This is a genomic window from Thermorudis peleae, assembly GCF_000744775.1.
GTDB classification, from domain to species: domain Bacteria; phylum Chloroflexota; class Chloroflexia; order Thermomicrobiales; family Thermomicrobiaceae; genus Thermorudis; species Thermorudis peleae.
On the sequence record NZ_JQMP01000004.1, the window covers coordinates 317,851 to 334,145 of the forward strand.

16 protein-coding genes and 1 tRNA gene are annotated in these 16,295 nt (G+C 56.9%); 12 read left to right on the forward strand and 5 right to left on the reverse strand.

The window, feature by feature from the left end; translation table 11 throughout:
- From N675_RS13795 to aroA, 11 genes are all read left to right on the forward strand, one after another.
- Positions 1–702: a hypothetical protein gene (locus N675_RS13795; protein WP_051914679.1), complete on the forward strand. Its 702-nt coding sequence runs from the start codon at positions 1–3 to the stop codon at positions 700–702.
- Positions 703–899: 197 nt separating this feature from the next.
- On the forward strand, positions 900–2,774 hold the full coding sequence (gene dxs, locus N675_RS11375; protein WP_038040044.1) for a 1-deoxy-D-xylulose-5-phosphate synthase: 1,875 nt from the start codon (positions 900–902) through the stop codon (positions 2,772–2,774).
- Positions 2,775–2,791: 17 nt separating this feature from the next.
- Positions 2,792–3,652: a 16S rRNA (guanine(527)-N(7))-methyltransferase RsmG gene (gene rsmG / locus N675_RS11380; protein ID WP_051914680.1), complete on the forward strand. Its 861-nt coding sequence runs from the start codon at positions 2,792–2,794 to the stop codon at positions 3,650–3,652.
- Complete coding sequence (locus tag N675_RS14780; protein ID WP_338417753.1) at positions 3,649–3,783, forward strand: NAD(P)-binding protein; 135 nt, start codon at positions 3,649–3,651, stop codon at positions 3,781–3,783. The genes rsmG and N675_RS14780 overlap by 4 nt, the downstream gene beginning before the upstream one ends.
- Before the next feature lie 84 nt (positions 3,784–3,867).
- On the forward strand, positions 3,868–4,998 hold the full coding sequence (locus N675_RS11385) for an FAD-dependent oxidoreductase (protein WP_338417757.1): 1,131 nt from the start codon (positions 3,868–3,870) through the stop codon (positions 4,996–4,998).
- Positions 4,999–5,016: 18 nt separating this feature from the next.
- Positions 5,017–6,018: a methyltransferase gene (locus N675_RS11390; protein WP_051914681.1), complete on the forward strand. Its 1,002-nt coding sequence runs from the start codon at positions 5,017–5,019 to the stop codon at positions 6,016–6,018.
- Positions 6,019–6,062: 44 nt separating this feature from the next.
- A complete protein-coding gene (locus N675_RS11395) occupies positions 6,063–7,085 on the forward strand; it encodes a glycosyltransferase family 2 protein (RefSeq protein ID WP_231578028.1) in 1,023 nt (340 codons plus the stop codon).
- Between the two features lie 238 nt (positions 7,086–7,323).
- A complete protein-coding gene (locus N675_RS13800) occupies positions 7,324–8,028 on the forward strand; it encodes a class I SAM-dependent methyltransferase (protein ID WP_051914682.1) in 705 nt (234 codons plus the stop codon).
- A 42-nt stretch (positions 8,029–8,070) separates the two neighbouring features.
- Positions 8,071–8,143, forward strand: a tRNA-Arg gene (locus N675_RS11405).
- A 101-nt stretch (positions 8,144–8,244) separates the two neighbouring features.
- Positions 8,245–8,700, forward strand: coding sequence for a dTDP-4-dehydrorhamnose 3,5-epimerase family protein (locus N675_RS11410; RefSeq protein WP_038040047.1), 456 nt, complete (start codon positions 8,245–8,247; stop codon positions 8,698–8,700).
- A gap of 16 nt (positions 8,701–8,716) precedes the next feature.
- Positions 8,717–10,027, forward strand: a complete 1,311-nt coding sequence (gene aroA / locus N675_RS11415; protein WP_038040048.1) for a 3-phosphoshikimate 1-carboxyvinyltransferase — start codon at positions 8,717–8,719, stop codon at positions 10,025–10,027.
- Here the strand turns inward: aroA and aroC are convergent.
- Genes aroC through N675_RS11430 form a run of 3 tightly spaced genes read right to left on the reverse strand, consistent with a single transcriptional unit; the run spans position 10,024 to position 13,769 of the window.
- A complete protein-coding gene (aroC, locus tag N675_RS11420) occupies positions 10,024–11,094 on the reverse strand; it encodes a chorismate synthase (protein WP_038040049.1) in 1,071 nt (356 codons plus the stop codon). The two genes, aroA and aroC, sit on opposite strands and share 4 nt — an antisense overlap.
- Before the next feature lie 9 nt (positions 11,095–11,103).
- Complete coding sequence (locus N675_RS13805) at positions 11,104–11,991, reverse strand: GNAT family N-acetyltransferase (RefSeq protein ID WP_051914683.1); 888 nt, start codon at positions 11,989–11,991, stop codon at positions 11,104–11,106.
- Positions 11,992–12,011: 20 nt separating this feature from the next.
- Positions 12,012–13,769: an ABC transporter substrate-binding protein gene (locus N675_RS11430; RefSeq protein WP_038040057.1), complete on the reverse strand. Its 1,758-nt coding sequence runs from the start codon at positions 13,767–13,769 to the stop codon at positions 12,012–12,014.
- 218 nt (positions 13,770–13,987) lie between these two features.
- Here N675_RS11430 and N675_RS13810 point away from each other — a divergent pair, with 218 nt between their 5' ends.
- Positions 13,988–15,223, forward strand: a complete 1,236-nt coding sequence (locus N675_RS13810) for an Ig-like domain-containing protein (RefSeq protein ID WP_051914684.1) — start codon at positions 13,988–13,990, stop codon at positions 15,221–15,223.
- Here N675_RS13810 and N675_RS11440 read toward each other — a convergent pair.
- Together N675_RS11440 and N675_RS11445 are read right to left on the reverse strand one after the other, a co-directional pair.
- Positions 15,198–15,578, reverse strand: coding sequence for an ATP-binding protein (locus N675_RS11440; RefSeq protein ID WP_231578029.1), 381 nt, complete (start codon positions 15,576–15,578; stop codon positions 15,198–15,200). The genes N675_RS13810 and N675_RS11440 overlap by 26 nt on opposite strands.
- On the reverse strand, positions 15,575–16,288 hold the full coding sequence (locus N675_RS11445; RefSeq protein WP_038040752.1) for a SpoIIE family protein phosphatase: 714 nt from the start codon (positions 16,286–16,288) through the stop codon (positions 15,575–15,577). Before N675_RS11445 ends, N675_RS11440 begins: the two co-directional genes overlap by 4 nt.
- Positions 16,289–16,295: the final 7 nt, after the last annotated feature.

Below are 16,295 nucleotides of genomic sequence, written 5' to 3' on the forward strand. Positions count from 1 at the left end.
ATGAATCGGCTGCTTTCGAGGAAGTTACTTGTCCTCATTGCAGTCATCAGTGCATTTGCAGCGTTGATCGTGGGTGGCAGTGCTTTGCTCGTCGCTGCCCAGGGTGAGACAACCCCGACGGCGACACCAAGCACGACCCCAACGACAACAACCAAAGCCCGGTGCGTCATGCCGAACACGCAGGGGAAAGGTCCGCTCAGCAACCTGCTGAACGAGTTGGTGCAGAACAACATCATTAGCCAGCAACAGGCCACGCAGATTCAGCAGTTTATCGCCAACCGAGCACAACAGCAGTGCGCGCAGCGGCTCATTCTGCCGGAAGCTGAGATCCTGAGCACTGTCGCGCAGAAGACCGGCCTGACGGTCGATCAGCTCCTGCTTGAGCTGCGGAACGGCCAGACGCTTGCTGCTGTTGCCCAAGCGCACGGCGTTAGTCAGGACCAGCTGAAGAGCGCGCTCCTTGATGTGGCGAAGACGAACGCCAACACGCTCGTGCAGCAAGGTGTTCTCACGCAGGATGTTGCCAACAGCGCACTCAACGCGCTGTCGCAGCGGCTCGATACCTTGCTGACACAGCAGTGGCATGGCCGATACGGCGCTGGCTTCCCGAACTTCGGACGTGGCCATGGCTGGGGCCATCACAAGGGCGCTCAGCCATCAACGAACGCAACGCCAACACCCTCCTCAGGGAGCAGTGTCTAGCGACGCTTTCGCCGTATCCCTTTCTCTTGCACACTACCTGCAGCCGCCGCAGTCGCCGTGGGGGTGGTCGGAACTGACCACCCCCGCTCTCCGTTTCTGTAGAGAGGCATAGCCTGGCCTTTGCTCTTGGTTCCAGAACCTGCTAGGATCAGCCGCAGCCATGACATCGCGCCGCATGCCGGCGAGGAGGAACAGGGATGTATCTTGAACAGATCAATAGCCCACAAGATCTCAAGAGGCTCACGATTCCGCAACTCGAAGTGTTAGCGCAAGAAATTCGCCAGACAATTATTGAGACCGTGATTGGCAAAACCGGTGGGCACTTTGCTCCCAACCTCGGCACGGTTGAACTCACCTTAGCGTTGCACTACGTCTTCGACTCGCCACGGGACAAGATCGTTTGGGATGTTGGGCATCAAGCATATCCACACAAACTCGTAACCGGCCGCCGCGATCGCTTCCATACAATCCGGCAAGAAGGCGGACTTAGCGGTTTTCTCCAGCGCGAAGAAAGCGAGCATGACATCTTTGGTGCCGGACACGCGAGCACATCCATCTCCGCAGCCCTAGGCATCGCCGTTGCAGGGCAACTTAAAGGTGAGCGTTTCCACACCGTCGCCGTTATTGGCGACGGCGCGTTAACGGGAGGTATGGCCTATGAAGCGTTGAACAACGCTGGGAGTCTTCAAGTACCTCTCATCGTTGTTCTCAATGACAATGAGATGTCCATTGCCCCGAATGTCGGCGGACTCGCGAAATATCTGAGCCGCATCCGCGCCAATACACGCTATCGCCAAGCCAAAGCAGAAATTGAGCGGCTTCTCCGCCGATTGCCACAAGGTGATCTCTTGCTTAACCTGAGTTATCGCTTTCTCGACGGCCTCAAAGAGGCGGTCTACCATACCATGATTTGGGAAGAGCTCGGCTTTACCTACATCGGCCCGATTGACGGGCACAATCTCCGAGAGCTCATCGAGACGTTCCAGCTCGTTAAGCAGATTGATGGGCCGGTTTTTGTCCATACGCTCACGGTCAAAGGCAAGGGATATCAGCCAGCAGAGGATGACCCATTCAAACATCACAGTGCGGCCGTGAAGGTGCCAGGCGCTCCGCCGACGCCACCGCGGTATCAAGACGTGTTTGGCGAAACCCTTACCCAGCTTGCTTATCACGATCCGCGCATAGTCGCTATTACAGCAGCGATGCCTGATGGCACTGGTCTTTTGCCGTTTGCTAAAGCGCACCCTGAGCGCTTCTTCGATGTCGGCATCGCTGAGCAACATGCTGTTACCTTCGCCGCGGGCCTCGCAACGCAAGGGATGCGTCCCGTTGCAGCGATTTACTCAACATTTCTGCAGCGTGCCTACGACCAAGTCATTCATGACGTGTGTATTCAGCGACTGCCGGTTGTGTTCGCGCTCGATCGCGCTGGCCTCGTTGGAGAAGATGGCCGAACGCATCATGGCGTCTTCGACTTTGCCTACCTCCGTTGCTTACCGAATATGGTGGTGATGGCACCAAAAGACGAAGACGAGTTACGGCATATGCTGAAAACCGCCATTGACTATGAAGCAGGGCCAATCGCGCTCCGCTATCCGCGAGGCTCAGGCGTTGGTGTTCCGCTTCTGGGCGATCCTCATTCGCTACCAATCGGTCGCGGTGAACTCCTGCGAGAAGGACGCGACGTTACCCTCCTCGCGATTGGCTCGACTGTTCTGCCAGCTGAGCGAGCGGCGGACATCCTCGCGGAAGAAGGCATTGAAGCAACGGTCATTAATGCACGCTTTGTCAAGCCGCTTGACCGTACGCTCATTCTCGATGCCATCCGTGAAACTGGCTTGCTCGTGACGATTGAGGAAGCACAAGCCGCTGGTGGCTTCGGCAGCGCCGTTCTCGAGCTGCTCGCAAACGAAGGCACCCAGATACCCGTGCGCGTGCTTGGCTTAGCAGACCGCTTCTACGATCATGCTTCGCAATCGTCGCTCCGGAAGCAGGCGGGGATCGATGCAGAGAGCATCGCCAGACAGGCACGCGCACTCGTTCGGCAGGCTCGACACACGCCGGTGTCGTAGCACCTACCTCCTGTGCCATGACACGCGCCGCTCATCCCGCTGACCTGTCGGTGCTCCGCGAAATTGCCGAAGCCTGCGATCTTCGGCTTTCGGCTGCCCAATTGGAGCAGTTTGCCCAGTATGGAACACTGCTGCTGTCGTGGCGGGAGCGGATCAACCTTACTGGTATCACGGACTGGCAAGGGCTCCAGCGTACGCTCTTCGGGGACGCGCTTGCGCTTGTGCCACTCATCCTTCACTACTGCCAAATACAGCGCTCAGGAGGTTGTTCTTCGCTCCAAGATGCCGCACATGCAACAGGCGGATCCTCCACTGCGTCCATACCTGGCTGTCAGCTCCTGGACGTTGGAACAGGCGCTGGCATTCCTGGGATTCCCCTGAAGCTTGCGCTACCCGATCTGAACCTTACCCTGCTTGAAGCAACCGGCAAGAAAGTTGCATTTCTGGAGCATGTTCTGCAGGCCCTCGGCCTTACTCACGTGCTCGTCATCCAGGGACGCGCCGAGGAGATTGCACACAATCCAGGTTATCGCGGGCACTTTGACCTTGTTACCGCCCGCGGCCTCGCGCCGTTACCAACGCTTTTGGAACTCTGCCTCCCGTTTCTTCATGTTGGCGGGTATGGCATCTTCCCCAAAGGGCCACGAGTCGATGTCGAAATCCATGCAGCGCACTATGCTCTCCACATCTTGGGCGGCACGATCGTTGACGTTCGCACCCCGCCTCATCCAGCCCTCGCGACAACTCGCATCGTTGTTGTGCGACTTGATCGTCCAGTTCCATCGAACTATCCACGCCGTGCTGGTATTCCGCAAAAACGGCCTATTCTTTCCCGCGGTACGGCTGCCAGGGAAGACGAAAAGGAAGGTATATCATGAGCAGTCAGCACGTTGTCATTATTGGTGGAGACGCAGCGGGCATGAGCGCTGCCTGGCAAATCCGCCGGCTACGACCAGATTGGACAATTACCGTCTTTGAACGAGGGCAGTACACATCCTATTCGGCGTGAGGGCTGCCATACTTCATCGCCGGTCTGGTCGACGACATAGGCACGCTTATTGCACGCTCGCCCGAAGCCCATCGGCGTGGAGGGATTGATCTCCGTCTCGGCGAAGTAGTTTGTGAGATTGATGCGACAGCTCAACGGGTCGTGGTTGAGCGTTCTCAGGGCCAGGTTTACACAGAGCCATACGACCAACTCGTGATCGCCACCGGCGCACGCCCGCGAACGCTCGCGCTACCCGGTCAAGATGCTGCTGGCGTCTTCACCCTCACCACTATCCCTGATGCACTGGCAATCCGCACTTGGATTGAGCATGAGCGCCCACGACACGCTGTTGTCGTTGGCGGCGGCTACATTGGCCTTGAGGCCACTGAAAGCCTTGTCGTGCGCGGCATCTCCACGACGTTGATCGAACAAGCACCGCAGATCATGAACACGCTTGACCCGGAGATGGCACACCTCGTTGCTGAAGCCATCGAAAAATCTGGCGTTGAACTCCGCCTCCAAGACCGTATCACCCAGCTGCACATACAGCAGGGACGCATTCAGAGCATCTCTGTGGGTGATGACGTCCTTCCTGCTGACCTGCTGATTTTTGCCCCTGGCATCGAGCCAAACAGTGACCTCGCCCGGGAAGCAGGTATTGCTCTCGGTGTCGCCAACGCGATTCACGTCGATGAAACCTTGCACACTAGCGCTCCGAACGTCTGGGCAGCCGGAGACTGTGCTGAGACGTTTCATCTTGTAACACGGCGTCCGGCATGGATTCCGCTCGGAACAACAGCCAACAAGCAAGGTCGAATCTGTGGACAAAACGTTGCCGGAAACGCTTACCGGTTTCCCGGCGTTGTCGGAACTGCTATCACCAAATTCCTCGATCTTGAAATTGCACGCACTGGCCTCAACGAACGTGAAGCACAGCAGGCTGGGATCACATACGCAACGGCGACGATCCGGAGCACAACCCGTTCGGGATATTATCCAGGAAGTGCCCCCATTACCGTGAAGTTGCTTGCTGAGCGCGGCAGTGGGCGGCTCCTTGGGGGACAGATTGTTGGCGGAGTAGGAGCAGGCAAGCGCATTGACACGCTTGCTGTTGCGTTACATGCTGACCTCGATGTTGAGGCATTCCAGTGGTTTGACCTTGCGTATGCTCCGCCCTTTTCTCCTGTTTGGGACCCTGTCCTGATCGCTGCCCGACAACTTGCGCGCACCATCTAGAAGCAAAGGGGGATGACAATGCCGAGGACACCGGCGCAAGAAACCATACTTGATCTTGTCCAGGGATACCGTACGAGTGCTGTGGTCATGCTCTTCGCAGAATTGGGCATTATTGATGCCCTTGCTCCTCAGCCACTGCCAACGACCGAACTTGCTCACCGCCTTCATGTTGATACGCAAGCACTGGGACGCCTGCTGCGTGCTGGGAAGGCCCTTGGTCTCGTCACAGAGCGCAATGGCACGTGGGAGGCAACGCCGCTCAGCCTTGCAACGCTCAATACCGCCTCGCCTTACTCACTCAGTCATGCGATTCGTCTCCAGAGCGTCTTTGCGCGTCGCTGGTCACGGCTTCACGAAGCCGTGCAGACCGGCCATAAACCTGCGGCAAATCAACAGAACGAAGACCGTGTCGATTGGGTACGCCTCTTCACCCTAGGGCTCTACGAGCTTGCAAGAATGGTCGCCGACGATGTCGCAGCAGCGCTACTTCCCCTGCTCGACAAAAGCGCGGCCCCCAGGATTATCGATCTTGGTGGCGGCCACGGCGCCTACAGCGTCGCCCTTGTTCGCCAGTTGCCCACAGCACAGGCTGTTATCGTTGACCTTCCCCCAGTCATTGCTGTGACCCGTCAACTGGTACAGCAGTACGCTTTTGCTGATCGCCTTCTCCTGCAAGAAGGCGACTTCTTTGTTGATGCGCTCGGCCACGACTACGATTTGGCCCTTCTCTTCGGCATTCTCAACAGTGAGCCCGAGGAGCGTGCCCTCCGTCTACTCCAGCGCACGTGGGCAGCACTTCGGCCAGGCGGATGGCTGGCCATCCGTCACTGGGATGAGACAAGTCTCGACTACGCACTCATGGATCTTCACATGCTGCTTTCAACGGACAACGGGCATGTCCCCAGTGAGGAAGAAATGCGCGCATGGCTGACATCAGCTGGGTTTACAGGATTCAGGCTGATGCCAATCCCAACACTTCCGCATGAAATGCTGATCCTAGCTCAACGACCACCTGCCTAGACGTCTGCGCGTAAGATTCAGGGGTGCGTAGGATGGAGAGGCCGATGAGCAAAACGCGTCAAGCGCTTCGGATCCAAGCCATTGAACGTGACATTACACCACTGCCGCTCCTCACTCCTGAACTCTCGATCGTCGTTCCGGTCTATGACGAGGCCGAAAGCTTACCTGTGCTGTATGAGGAACTCTGCAGGGTGCTTCAGCAGCTACCACTCTCGGCAGAAATGATCTTTGTCGACGACGGAAGCCGTGACGGCTCCGTCGACATCCTGCGTGCGTTGCACGCGCAAGATGAACGGGTACAAGTAATCGAATTCCGGCGAAATTTTGGCAAAAGTGCAGCACTCCATGCTGGCTTCCAGGCAGCCCGCGGACGAGTCGTTGTCACCCTCGATGCTGACTTGCAAGACGTACCAGCTGAGATTCCGCGACTCCTTGAGGCATTAGCTGATGCAGACCTCGTCAGCGGCTGGAAATACCAGCGACAAGATCCTGCCTCGAAGCGCTGGCCATCCCGCTGGTTTAACTTTGTCGTTCGCCACCTCACAGGGGTACCACTGCACGATTTTAACTGTGGGCTGAAGGCGTACCGACGTGAAGTCATCGAAGAGCTTTCACTCTACGGCGAACTCCACCGGTACATTCCAGTCCTTGCTCATCATCGAGGGTTTCGCGTAACTGAAGTTCCGGTTGCGCATCGGCCACGTCGGTTTGGCCATTCCAAATTTGGCTCTGCGCGATTCTTCCGTGGATTTTTTGACCTGTTGACTGTGCTCTTCCTCACGCAATATACGCGACGGCCACTCCATCTCTTCGGCTGGTTTGGGATGATCAGCCTCGGGCTTGGCTTTATGATCAACGCATACCTCAGCCTCCAGTGGTTCATGGGACATCCGATTGGGCACCGCCCCCTGCTACTCCTTGGAGTCCTCCTAATGATTTTCGGTGCCCAGTTCTTCCTCACCGGGCTCCTCGGCGAATTGATCACCAATGCGAGCGCTCGCCCAGAATATAGCATTCGCCAGCATCTGGCTCATCGGGCAAGGGTCGCACAGCGTGATGGCGAATAGTAGATCCTCCGACACCTTCCAATCCACGACGCTTGAATGGCCTTGCTGCCCCGGTTGTCAGGCCAATGACCCTCGTCCACTGCACACGGTATGGGACTTCACAACCGATACGCGAGCGAGCTTTGTCCTTGTGCAGTGCGGTCAGTGCGGGCTGTGGTATCTTCGTCCACGACCAACCCCTGCGATCCTTGCTCGATACTATTCTGCAGCCTATCGCCCATTTCGGCGATCAGGGATCATGAGACAAGCGTATCGGGCAGCGCTGTTGCGAGAAGCACATGCGCTCTGGCCGTATCTCGCCCCACCACGCCGTGTTCTTGACGTTGGGTGCGGAGACGGCACGCTCCTGCAGATCATTCGTGAAGCGGGCAATCCACAGGTTGCTGGTTTAGAGCCGAGTGAGCACGCTGCAACGCACGCTCGAGAGCATCTCCAGCTTGATATCACGGTCGGGACGCTCGAGACGGCTCACTGGCCAGCAAACACATTCGATACCGTGCTCTTACGCCATGTACTGGAACATCTTCCTGAACCAGCCCACGCCCTCAAGCACATTGGACGGCTGCTTCGTCCAGGTGGACACCTGATTCTGTGGGTTCCAAATTGTGATTCCTGGGCGGCGCAATGGTTGAAGCGTTACTGGATCGGCTACGATCCGCCTCGCCATCTCGTGACATTTTCTACCCAGACGTTGCGACAGCTCCTGATTCAGCAGGGATTTCATCCTCGTACCATCGCCCATGAGTGGTACGGCATCGAATGGGCATGGGGGATCCGGCTCTGGCTGCACCAACGCTTACGAGCAGGCAGACAGCTGACGCAGATCCTTGGCTGGCTTCATCCAGGGATAACGCTTGCAAGTACGCCTCTCAGTGCGCTTGCAGCAGCGCGCGGCCGGTCCGGGCGAATTCGGGTCGTTGCGCAGTGGCTTGGCACTCGCTGACCGAGCCATCAATCTGCTACAATGTGGTGATGAGGCAAGCGCGCCCTCGTAGCTCAAGGGATAGAGCGCTTGGCTTCGAACCAAGAGGTTGGGGGTTCGAATCCCTCCGAGGGTACGAGAGCGAGGCATGTGCCTCGCTGTTTTTTCACTTGGTTTGTGCACGATTGGTATACTCGCCTGTTGGCGTACAGCAAGGACGGGAGGGACAGGGGAAGCGTGATCCACGGCGTCGAAATTAAGCGACTCGTGACCCACGCCGATGAGCGCGGCTCCCTCACTGAACTGATTCGCCGAGACGACGCATTTTTTGAAGGATTCGGCCAGTGCTATGTCTCAATATCCTATCCTGGGGTGATCCGTGCTTGGCATTGGCATAAGAAGCAAACAGACTATTTCGTCTGCATCCGTGGCATGATCAAAGTGCCCCTTTTTGACCTTCGCCCAGACTCACCGACATACCGCGAACTCAACGAGTTCTTCCTTGGCGATGACAATCGCATTGTCCTCAAGATTCCACCGGGTGTAGCCCATGGATTCAAAAATATCGGCACAGAACCTTGTTACTTGCTCAATTTCCCAACTGAGCCCTATAACCCGGATGATCCTGACGAATATCGATTGCCCTACAACACGCCAGAAATTCCGTATTCATGGGAAATCCGCTATCACTAATGGCGAAGGATAGACAATGATAACGCCCTATCCGTCTGCATTGACAATCCAGCCTGTTACCCGTCCAGTCAATGCAGAAGTCGTACTCCCCGGGTCCAAAAGTGTCACGAATCGCGCTTTACTGCTGGCAGCGCTTGCCCGCGGACAATCGGTACTGACTAGCGCGCTTTTTAGCGATGATACTGCCGTCATGAGCGACTCACTACGGCGGCTCGGGATAGCAGTCGAAGAGCACCCGACGACGTCAACGTTTCGCGTCATCGGCTGTGGTGGACGCATTCCTGCTGGACATGCGACGCTCTTTGTTGGCAATTCCGGGACAACTGCCCGCTTCCTCACTGCCGCACTCGCTCTTGGTCATGGAGAGTACATCCTCGATGGTCTTCCGCGCATGCGAGAACGGCCGATGCAGCCGCTGCTCGATGCCCTGCAACAGCTTGGCGTCGACGCGACATCCCTCGCTGGTACTGGTTGTCCGCCAATTCGGGTTCGCGCCAACGGACTACGTGGTGGTCAGGTGACATTACCTGGCACGTTGAGTAGTCAATACCTCAGTGCTTTGCTGATGATTGGGCCGTGTACGCACGATGGTCTTGACATTACTGTTGTCGGTGAACTCGTCTCTCGGCCCTACATCGACATGACCATTGCGACCATGCGTGCTTTTGGGGCTGAGGTTCACGTGAGTCAAGATGGCCGCCATTTCCAGATTGCCGGCCAGCAGGGTTACACTGGGCGCTCCTACGTGGTTGAACCAGACGCCTCAGCTGCTTCGTATTTCTTTGCGCTGGCCGCGGTTACCGGAGGCCGGATCACGGTTCAGCATCTTGGTCGCCGGTCATCGCAAGGAGATCTCCACTTCGTCGATCTCCTGGCAGCGATGGGTTGTCGCGTCACGATGAATGAAGACGCCACGACGGTGGAAGGGCCAGCACGGCTGCGCGGTATTTCAGCCGATATGAACGCGATCTCCGACACGGTGCCAACACTCGCGGCAATTGCGCCGCTTGCCGAAGAGCCTGTCAGGATTTCGAATGTTGCGCATATCCGTCACAAGGAGACCGACCGTATTCACGCGCTGGTCACGGAACTTCGTCGCTTAGGCGTTACGGTTGAAGAATATCCGGACGGCTTGACGATCTACCCGGCCACGACTCTCCGCCCTGCAGCAATTGAGACCTATGACGACCATCGGATCGCGATGAGTTTCGCAATCCTTGGAGCGGTACGACCGGGGATCACGATCCTGAATCCTGCCTGTGTCGCCAAGACGTTTCCAGATTTCTTCACCCGGCTGGAGTCCGTCCTTGCACCAGCCCGTGTCTAGAGCCGTGCAGCCCGATTGAGTAGATAGAAATCAGCCAAAACGAGTAAGAGCATCGCCTCAGCAACGGGGACAACACGTGGACAGATGGATGGATCATGGCGGCCTTCAACCGTGATCGTGCGAGGGTTGCCAGCGATATCAACCGTCTGCTGCGGGCGGGCAATTGATGATGTGGGCTTCACGGCCAGACGAACAACAATCGGCTCGCCAGTTGAGATGCCACCAAGCATCCCCCCAGCATTATTCGTTACCGTGCGCACACGTCCTTCAGCATCAACGGTAAACGGGTCGTTGTGTTGGCTGCCACGCATGCGCGCCGCGCCGAACCCCTCCCCAATCTCAACACCTTTCACTGCCGGGATGCTGAGCATTGCTTGGCCAATAACAGCGTCAAGCTTGTCCATCGTTGGCTCGCCGAGTCCAGGGGGAACGTTTACTGCATGCACTTCAACGATGCCGCCCACGCTGTCATGCTCTTCTTTGGCTGCCAAAATCGCTGCAACCATTTTCTCAGCCGCCACTGGATCAGGACAGCGAACGGGATTACGATCAATCTCTTCCCGGTCAAACGTCTCGATTTCAATACCGGCTAACTCACGGACAAACGCGTAGACTTCAATCCCCGCAGCAATACGCAGGAGTTGACGGGCAATAGCACCAGCTGCGACACGTCCCCAGGTCTCACGCGCACTTGAGCGCCCACCTCCGCGATGATCGCGATGCCCATATTTGATCCAGTAGGTATAGTCAGCATGGCCAGGCCGGAAGACATCGCGCAGCGGTTCATATTTTGAGGAATCGACATCCGCGTTATAGGTAATGAGCGAAATCGGTGCTCCAGTCGTTTTGCCGTCAAACACGCCCGAGAGAATTTGTACGCGGTCGCGTTCGCTCCGCGGAGACGTGACTGCGCTTTGGCCAGCACGACGCCGATCGAGATCACGCTGAATGATCTCTTCGGACAGTGGAAGGCCAGCAGGACAACCATCGACAACAACGCCCAGCGCTGGGCCGTGTGATTCTCCCCAGGTGGTGATCCGGAAAAGTCGCCCGAACGTGCTTCCCATTTGCGTTCGTTACCCTTTCAATCGATGGTCATGGATCTCGACCTCGTCGTCAAGTGGTACCGGCTCACCAAGCCAACGGCCGTAGATATCGTAATCGAAGCTTGGAGTGTGATGAAATCCGAAGCGCTCATAGAGCGCTCGGCTACGGCGATTGCGAGCCTGAGTGCTCAGCGCTACTCGATGCGCGCCGCGCTGGGCAAGGAGCCAAACGGCCCACGTGAGAGACGCGAGGCCATAGCCCTGGCCTTGATAGTCGCGCCCAACAGCCAGGCGGTCAAGATGCCCCCAGCCACGCATCCTCGTGACCCCAACGTAACTGACCGCTTCCCCTTGTGCATTGCGCCCAAGATAAACATCGACCTGGGGATCCGCGAGATAATCAGTGAATTCCGCCTCACTGTTACGCCAAAGCCAAGAAAACGCCGTGTGGTCAACCGAGAGTAATTCACCAAACACAAACGGATCGTCAGGCGAGACGCGCTCAAAACGCAGGCGCCCATCAGGCATTGGAGGATGAAAGACTGTCAGTTCATAGACAAGGATCTGCTCGATCAGCGTAAAACCAACGTTGGCGTAGAAGATGGGACTGCGCCGTTCATGCTGCTCTTGCATGACCAGCAACCGTGCGCCGTGCTCATGGGCAGCTTCACTGACGTAATCGAGCAGCACTGGAGCATGCTGGTTTGCAGATAACTCGAGAATGCCGATGATCTCGCTCCGATGACGCCACGGACCAGCAATAACGTATTCTCCACTCTCCGGAATCCAGCATGAAAGCCCAGGATATGCCGAGAGATGTTGTGCCAACGTTTGAGGCGTATACCGACTTGACCACGACAAGCGAACCCGATGGGCATCACTTGGTAGTAGCGGTGTGATGGTGTATCGACGTGCCACAGTTCACCACGATTCTCTGTCTACGAGCCGGCAATCCATACACGCTCAAGCCCAAGTATTCCCAATGGCGTCAAGGGTAAGCCATGAACACGCGGCTGCACGAGGATATAGGCAACGTCTTGATAGAGTGGCACAACAATTGCCGCATCGAGCAGTTGCTGCTGCACAGCACGATAGATGGCCACTCGGACAAGAGGATCAGTCGAGTGAGACGCACGGTCAAGCAACGCATCGATCTGCGGATCGTTGTACCCAAGCATGTTGTCTGGACTATCAGAGCGGAAGAGTGTGCTGAGAAATGCTTCAGGGTCGGGATAATCGGCCAGCCAGCTGACGAGAAAGCACGCAAAGCGATGGTGGGAGAGGTCAGCCAGATAATCTGGCCAGTCGTAGTTCAGCACGTGCACGGGGACATGGATGTCGCGCTCCAGAGCCTTGGCAAGAACAACCAGTACGTCACTCCCTCCAGAACTGAGTTCGAGCGGAGCCGACGCTGTTACAGCATGGAGGATTGAGCTTGCCGCGGCAGGATCAAAAGGCACGAGCGACGCAGTCCAGTCTTGTCCGAGCACCCCGGCGGGCACAATGCCCTTCGCCTCTACGACACGATCTTGCAGTGTGACATGGACAAGTTTGGTGACATCGATCGCTTGCACCAGCGCTCGCCGAACCGCGGGATCGGTAAAAGGCGGTAGATCGGGATTGATGAAGAGGAAATTTCCTTCAAACAATGGCTGCATCTGCAGTTGGTTGCGATAAGGCGAGCGAGGGGCAAGAATACGGTCAAGTTCGTTTAATGGGACATCAGCAAGATCAATTTGCCCTTGCTCATATTGCGTCACTGGATCAAGCGCATCGAGGCCGAGCTTTATGCGCACCTCGTGCAGGATCGGCGGCGATGGTCGATAAGAAGGCACCCCCTCAAGGACGAGCAGTCGATCACTCCACTGGGCTACCCGGAACGGACCGCTCCCATTTGGATGTTTCCACCAATTTGGCCCTGTCTCTACATTCGCTTGGCTCACAATGAACGCAGGCGGAGTGGCGAGCCGAAGTAACAGTGTTGGAGAAGGGCGAGTGAGTTGAATTTCAAGCGTTTGATCATCGATGATGCGAATGCCAGGTATATCGTTGCGTCGACCAAGCATCCGATCTTCCGCGCCAACAAGATCGCGGAAAACATTCCAGGCAGGAAGCTTACGACCATCGCCGCCGACAAGGGCCGGGTCTGTTGCCCGCTCGAAGCTGTATTTCACGTCCCACGCGGTCAGCGGCGTTCCATCCTGAAATGTGAGTTTGTCGCGAAGCGTGATCGTGTAGGTCAACTGATCAGCTGAGACACGCACCTGCTGGGCAAGTGCGGGGATTGGCATAAGGTGATCATCGAAGTCAATCAGGCCACGAAAGATTTGACGGATAACAAAGGCAGAATCTGCATCCTGGACAAGAGCAGGATCAAGCGTTAAGACACCCTGTGGCGATCCAAGCAATGTCAGCACTTGCGGGCCATGAGCCGGCGGTGACGGGCTCGGCGCAGGTGCAACCAGCACCGTTTCCTGCTCAGGACTCGGCGGTATCGTCGCAGGAGCAGAGCGTGCTGGCTCGCGGCGTTCGGGTGTCTGGGTAGGCAATGGGGTAGAGAAAGGCAACGACGCCATCGTTGGCGTTGGGAAAAGACCAGTGTTATAGCGTGCAGCAAAAAGCAACGCGGGGCCAGCAACAAGCACGACGCAGAGAATGCAGAGTGCAATCCACCATCGCGTTAAGGGCGTCCGCATAGCCTGTTCCCATCCCTCCTCATCCGTGATTGTACGCTGGTCAACGCCGAAGCTCAGTTGCCTCCGCAATCTGGTAGGCTTGACAGTGGGGGACAGCGACAAGTGAGGTGCAGGGCGTAACTGACGGCCATCCTTGAACGATGCTGCGATCAGCCATGAAGCAGCGTGGTCGCTGGCATATGAGGGATGGTACACGATCAGAAGGGCGCAAGGACAAAGTGCGCGCGAACTGGTTAACTGCACTTGCAACAGTGGGCAGCCTTCTCGTCCTCCTCGTCTTTGCGCGCTCGAGCCTGGGATTGCTCACGCAGCCGAATATTACTGTTATGACCCCACGCCCTGGAGAAACAATTACGAGGAGCACGACAACGATCCGCGTCCAAGTGGTTGGCTCACGCCCACTCCAGCACGTGCAACTGCTGCTGAATGGACAAGAAGTGCAGCCGGCTGTCTATACGGTGAGCGCGCAGACGTGGAGGCTCGAATACGAAACAGCACTTTCAGCCGGACAATACACTGTCACGGTTATAGCCCGCGATGACCAAGGCCATACAAGCCAGCGGGCATGGTCGTTCTCAGTAGCCAATAGCGCAAGTCAACTCTTACTTCAGCTTCGCGAACCGCTGCCCACTGACCGATATGCAGCTGGCATTGTGCCGATCTTGCTCACGATCCCTGGTGATCTCACCCCGGCAATCATTGACCTCCGGATTGACGGAGAACCAATTCTTTCGCCGACATGGCAGCAGGACACCACAAGCCACGTAACAGTGATTCGCGCGGTTGCAAGCCTCACCCCAGGCACGCATGAACTTGCTGCGGCAATCACCACCCAAACCCGGGAAGGAGCAACAGGGCGCTGGAACATTACCGTTGTTGCCGATCCTGCAAGTGCTACAGCTCGCTACTTTGCAGAGACGGGACAGGTTTTGCGTGGAGCCTTTAAACGCTTCTGGGAAAGCCATAATGGAGCAGCCCTCTTTGGCCCGCCGATTAGTCCGGAGCTTGCAACGTCCGACGGGCGCTTGATCCAATACTGTGTCAACGCCCGACTTGAGTTGCACCACGACGGGACAGTCACCCTCGGTCTGCTGGGAATAGAACTCCGAGGACATCCAGATCCAGCCGTGACTGATCCGCACCAGCCTGGCGTGCTCTATTTCCCAGAAACTGGCCATACACTTTCCGGTATTTTCCGTACCTTCTGGGAGCAAAATGGCGGGCTCGCAATCTTTGGTTTCCCGATTTCTGAGCAGATTCGCGAGGGTGATCACTGGGTACAGTATTTCGAGCGGGCACGGTTTGAGCGACCGGTTGGGCCGGAATCGACCGCAACCGTTACCTTAGCGCCATTGGGCGCCGAGCGCTGGCAGCGTGAGGCAAATCCCGGCTCACCGCTGTTCAGCGTACCCGCGGCCGCAGCACGCGTTACCCTGAGGATTGCTGCTGGATAGCAGTGAGAATAGCGCGGACAACATCATCAACAGTGAGCACACCAGTATCAAGTATCAGATCGGCATGAGCACGTGCATCAGCAAGTCGCTCCTGTTCGATCTGATAGAGCCACGCGGGCCAATCCGGACCGCGGCGTTGGCGAATCACCGCGAGACTCGCATCAAGGAACACAAGCAACGCCGGACCAACACGACGCCAAAGGTCATGAATTGCTGAATGCTCTTGGCCAACGACGACGACTTCAACGCCGCGATCTTGCAAAGCCTTGGCGATTGTGGATTTACCGGCCCCGCAGGGACCGACCAGCACAACACGATGCGGAAACGGCTGAGAGCTCAGTTGCGCAGACATCATCGCGTCAACGGTACGGTGAGACGGAGCTTGCGAATAGGCTGCTCTGCACCGCCAGCAGCTAACGATAAGACGACGACGGTCATATCATCATTCGGGCGGCCACGATCGGCTGCAATCGCTTGCTGGAGCAACTCGTCAGCAGCACACTCCGCCGTAACAGCCACTGCAAAGATCGCCTCGACAGCGGCTGGCAACGTGAAGGGACAGGACCACCGCTCCCCCGCATGTATGACCCCATCACTGACAATGACGACACGCGTCTCGGCTTCCATCGGCAATTCAAAAACGTGTGGACGCGTATGACGGTAGATACCAATGCGCTCGCTCTGATCATCGACAAGCGAGATCACCCCATCACGCCAAAGGACAACTGGGACAGTACTATTGCGAGTGATAACAAGAGAGCGCGATGCAAGATCGACCGAAAGAATGCACAACTCTGCCGAAACTTTGCCTCCGCGTGTCGCAAACAGGTAATCGTGGGCAGCACGTGCTGCCGCTCCATCACGCACCCCAGCATTGAGCAAGGAAACGACTTGTCCCGCAACCTGCAAACTGAGCAGCTTCGCAGCTGCCCCTGTTCCTTGACCATCAACCAATACAACCGAGAACCCACCAGCAGGGCGCTCAATGACCTCCGCCGTATCACCGCTCTCGCGGGTTCCGTAGCGATGTGTTTTTGCAATGGCGAAGTCGATAGTGAGCGGCATTGCCGTG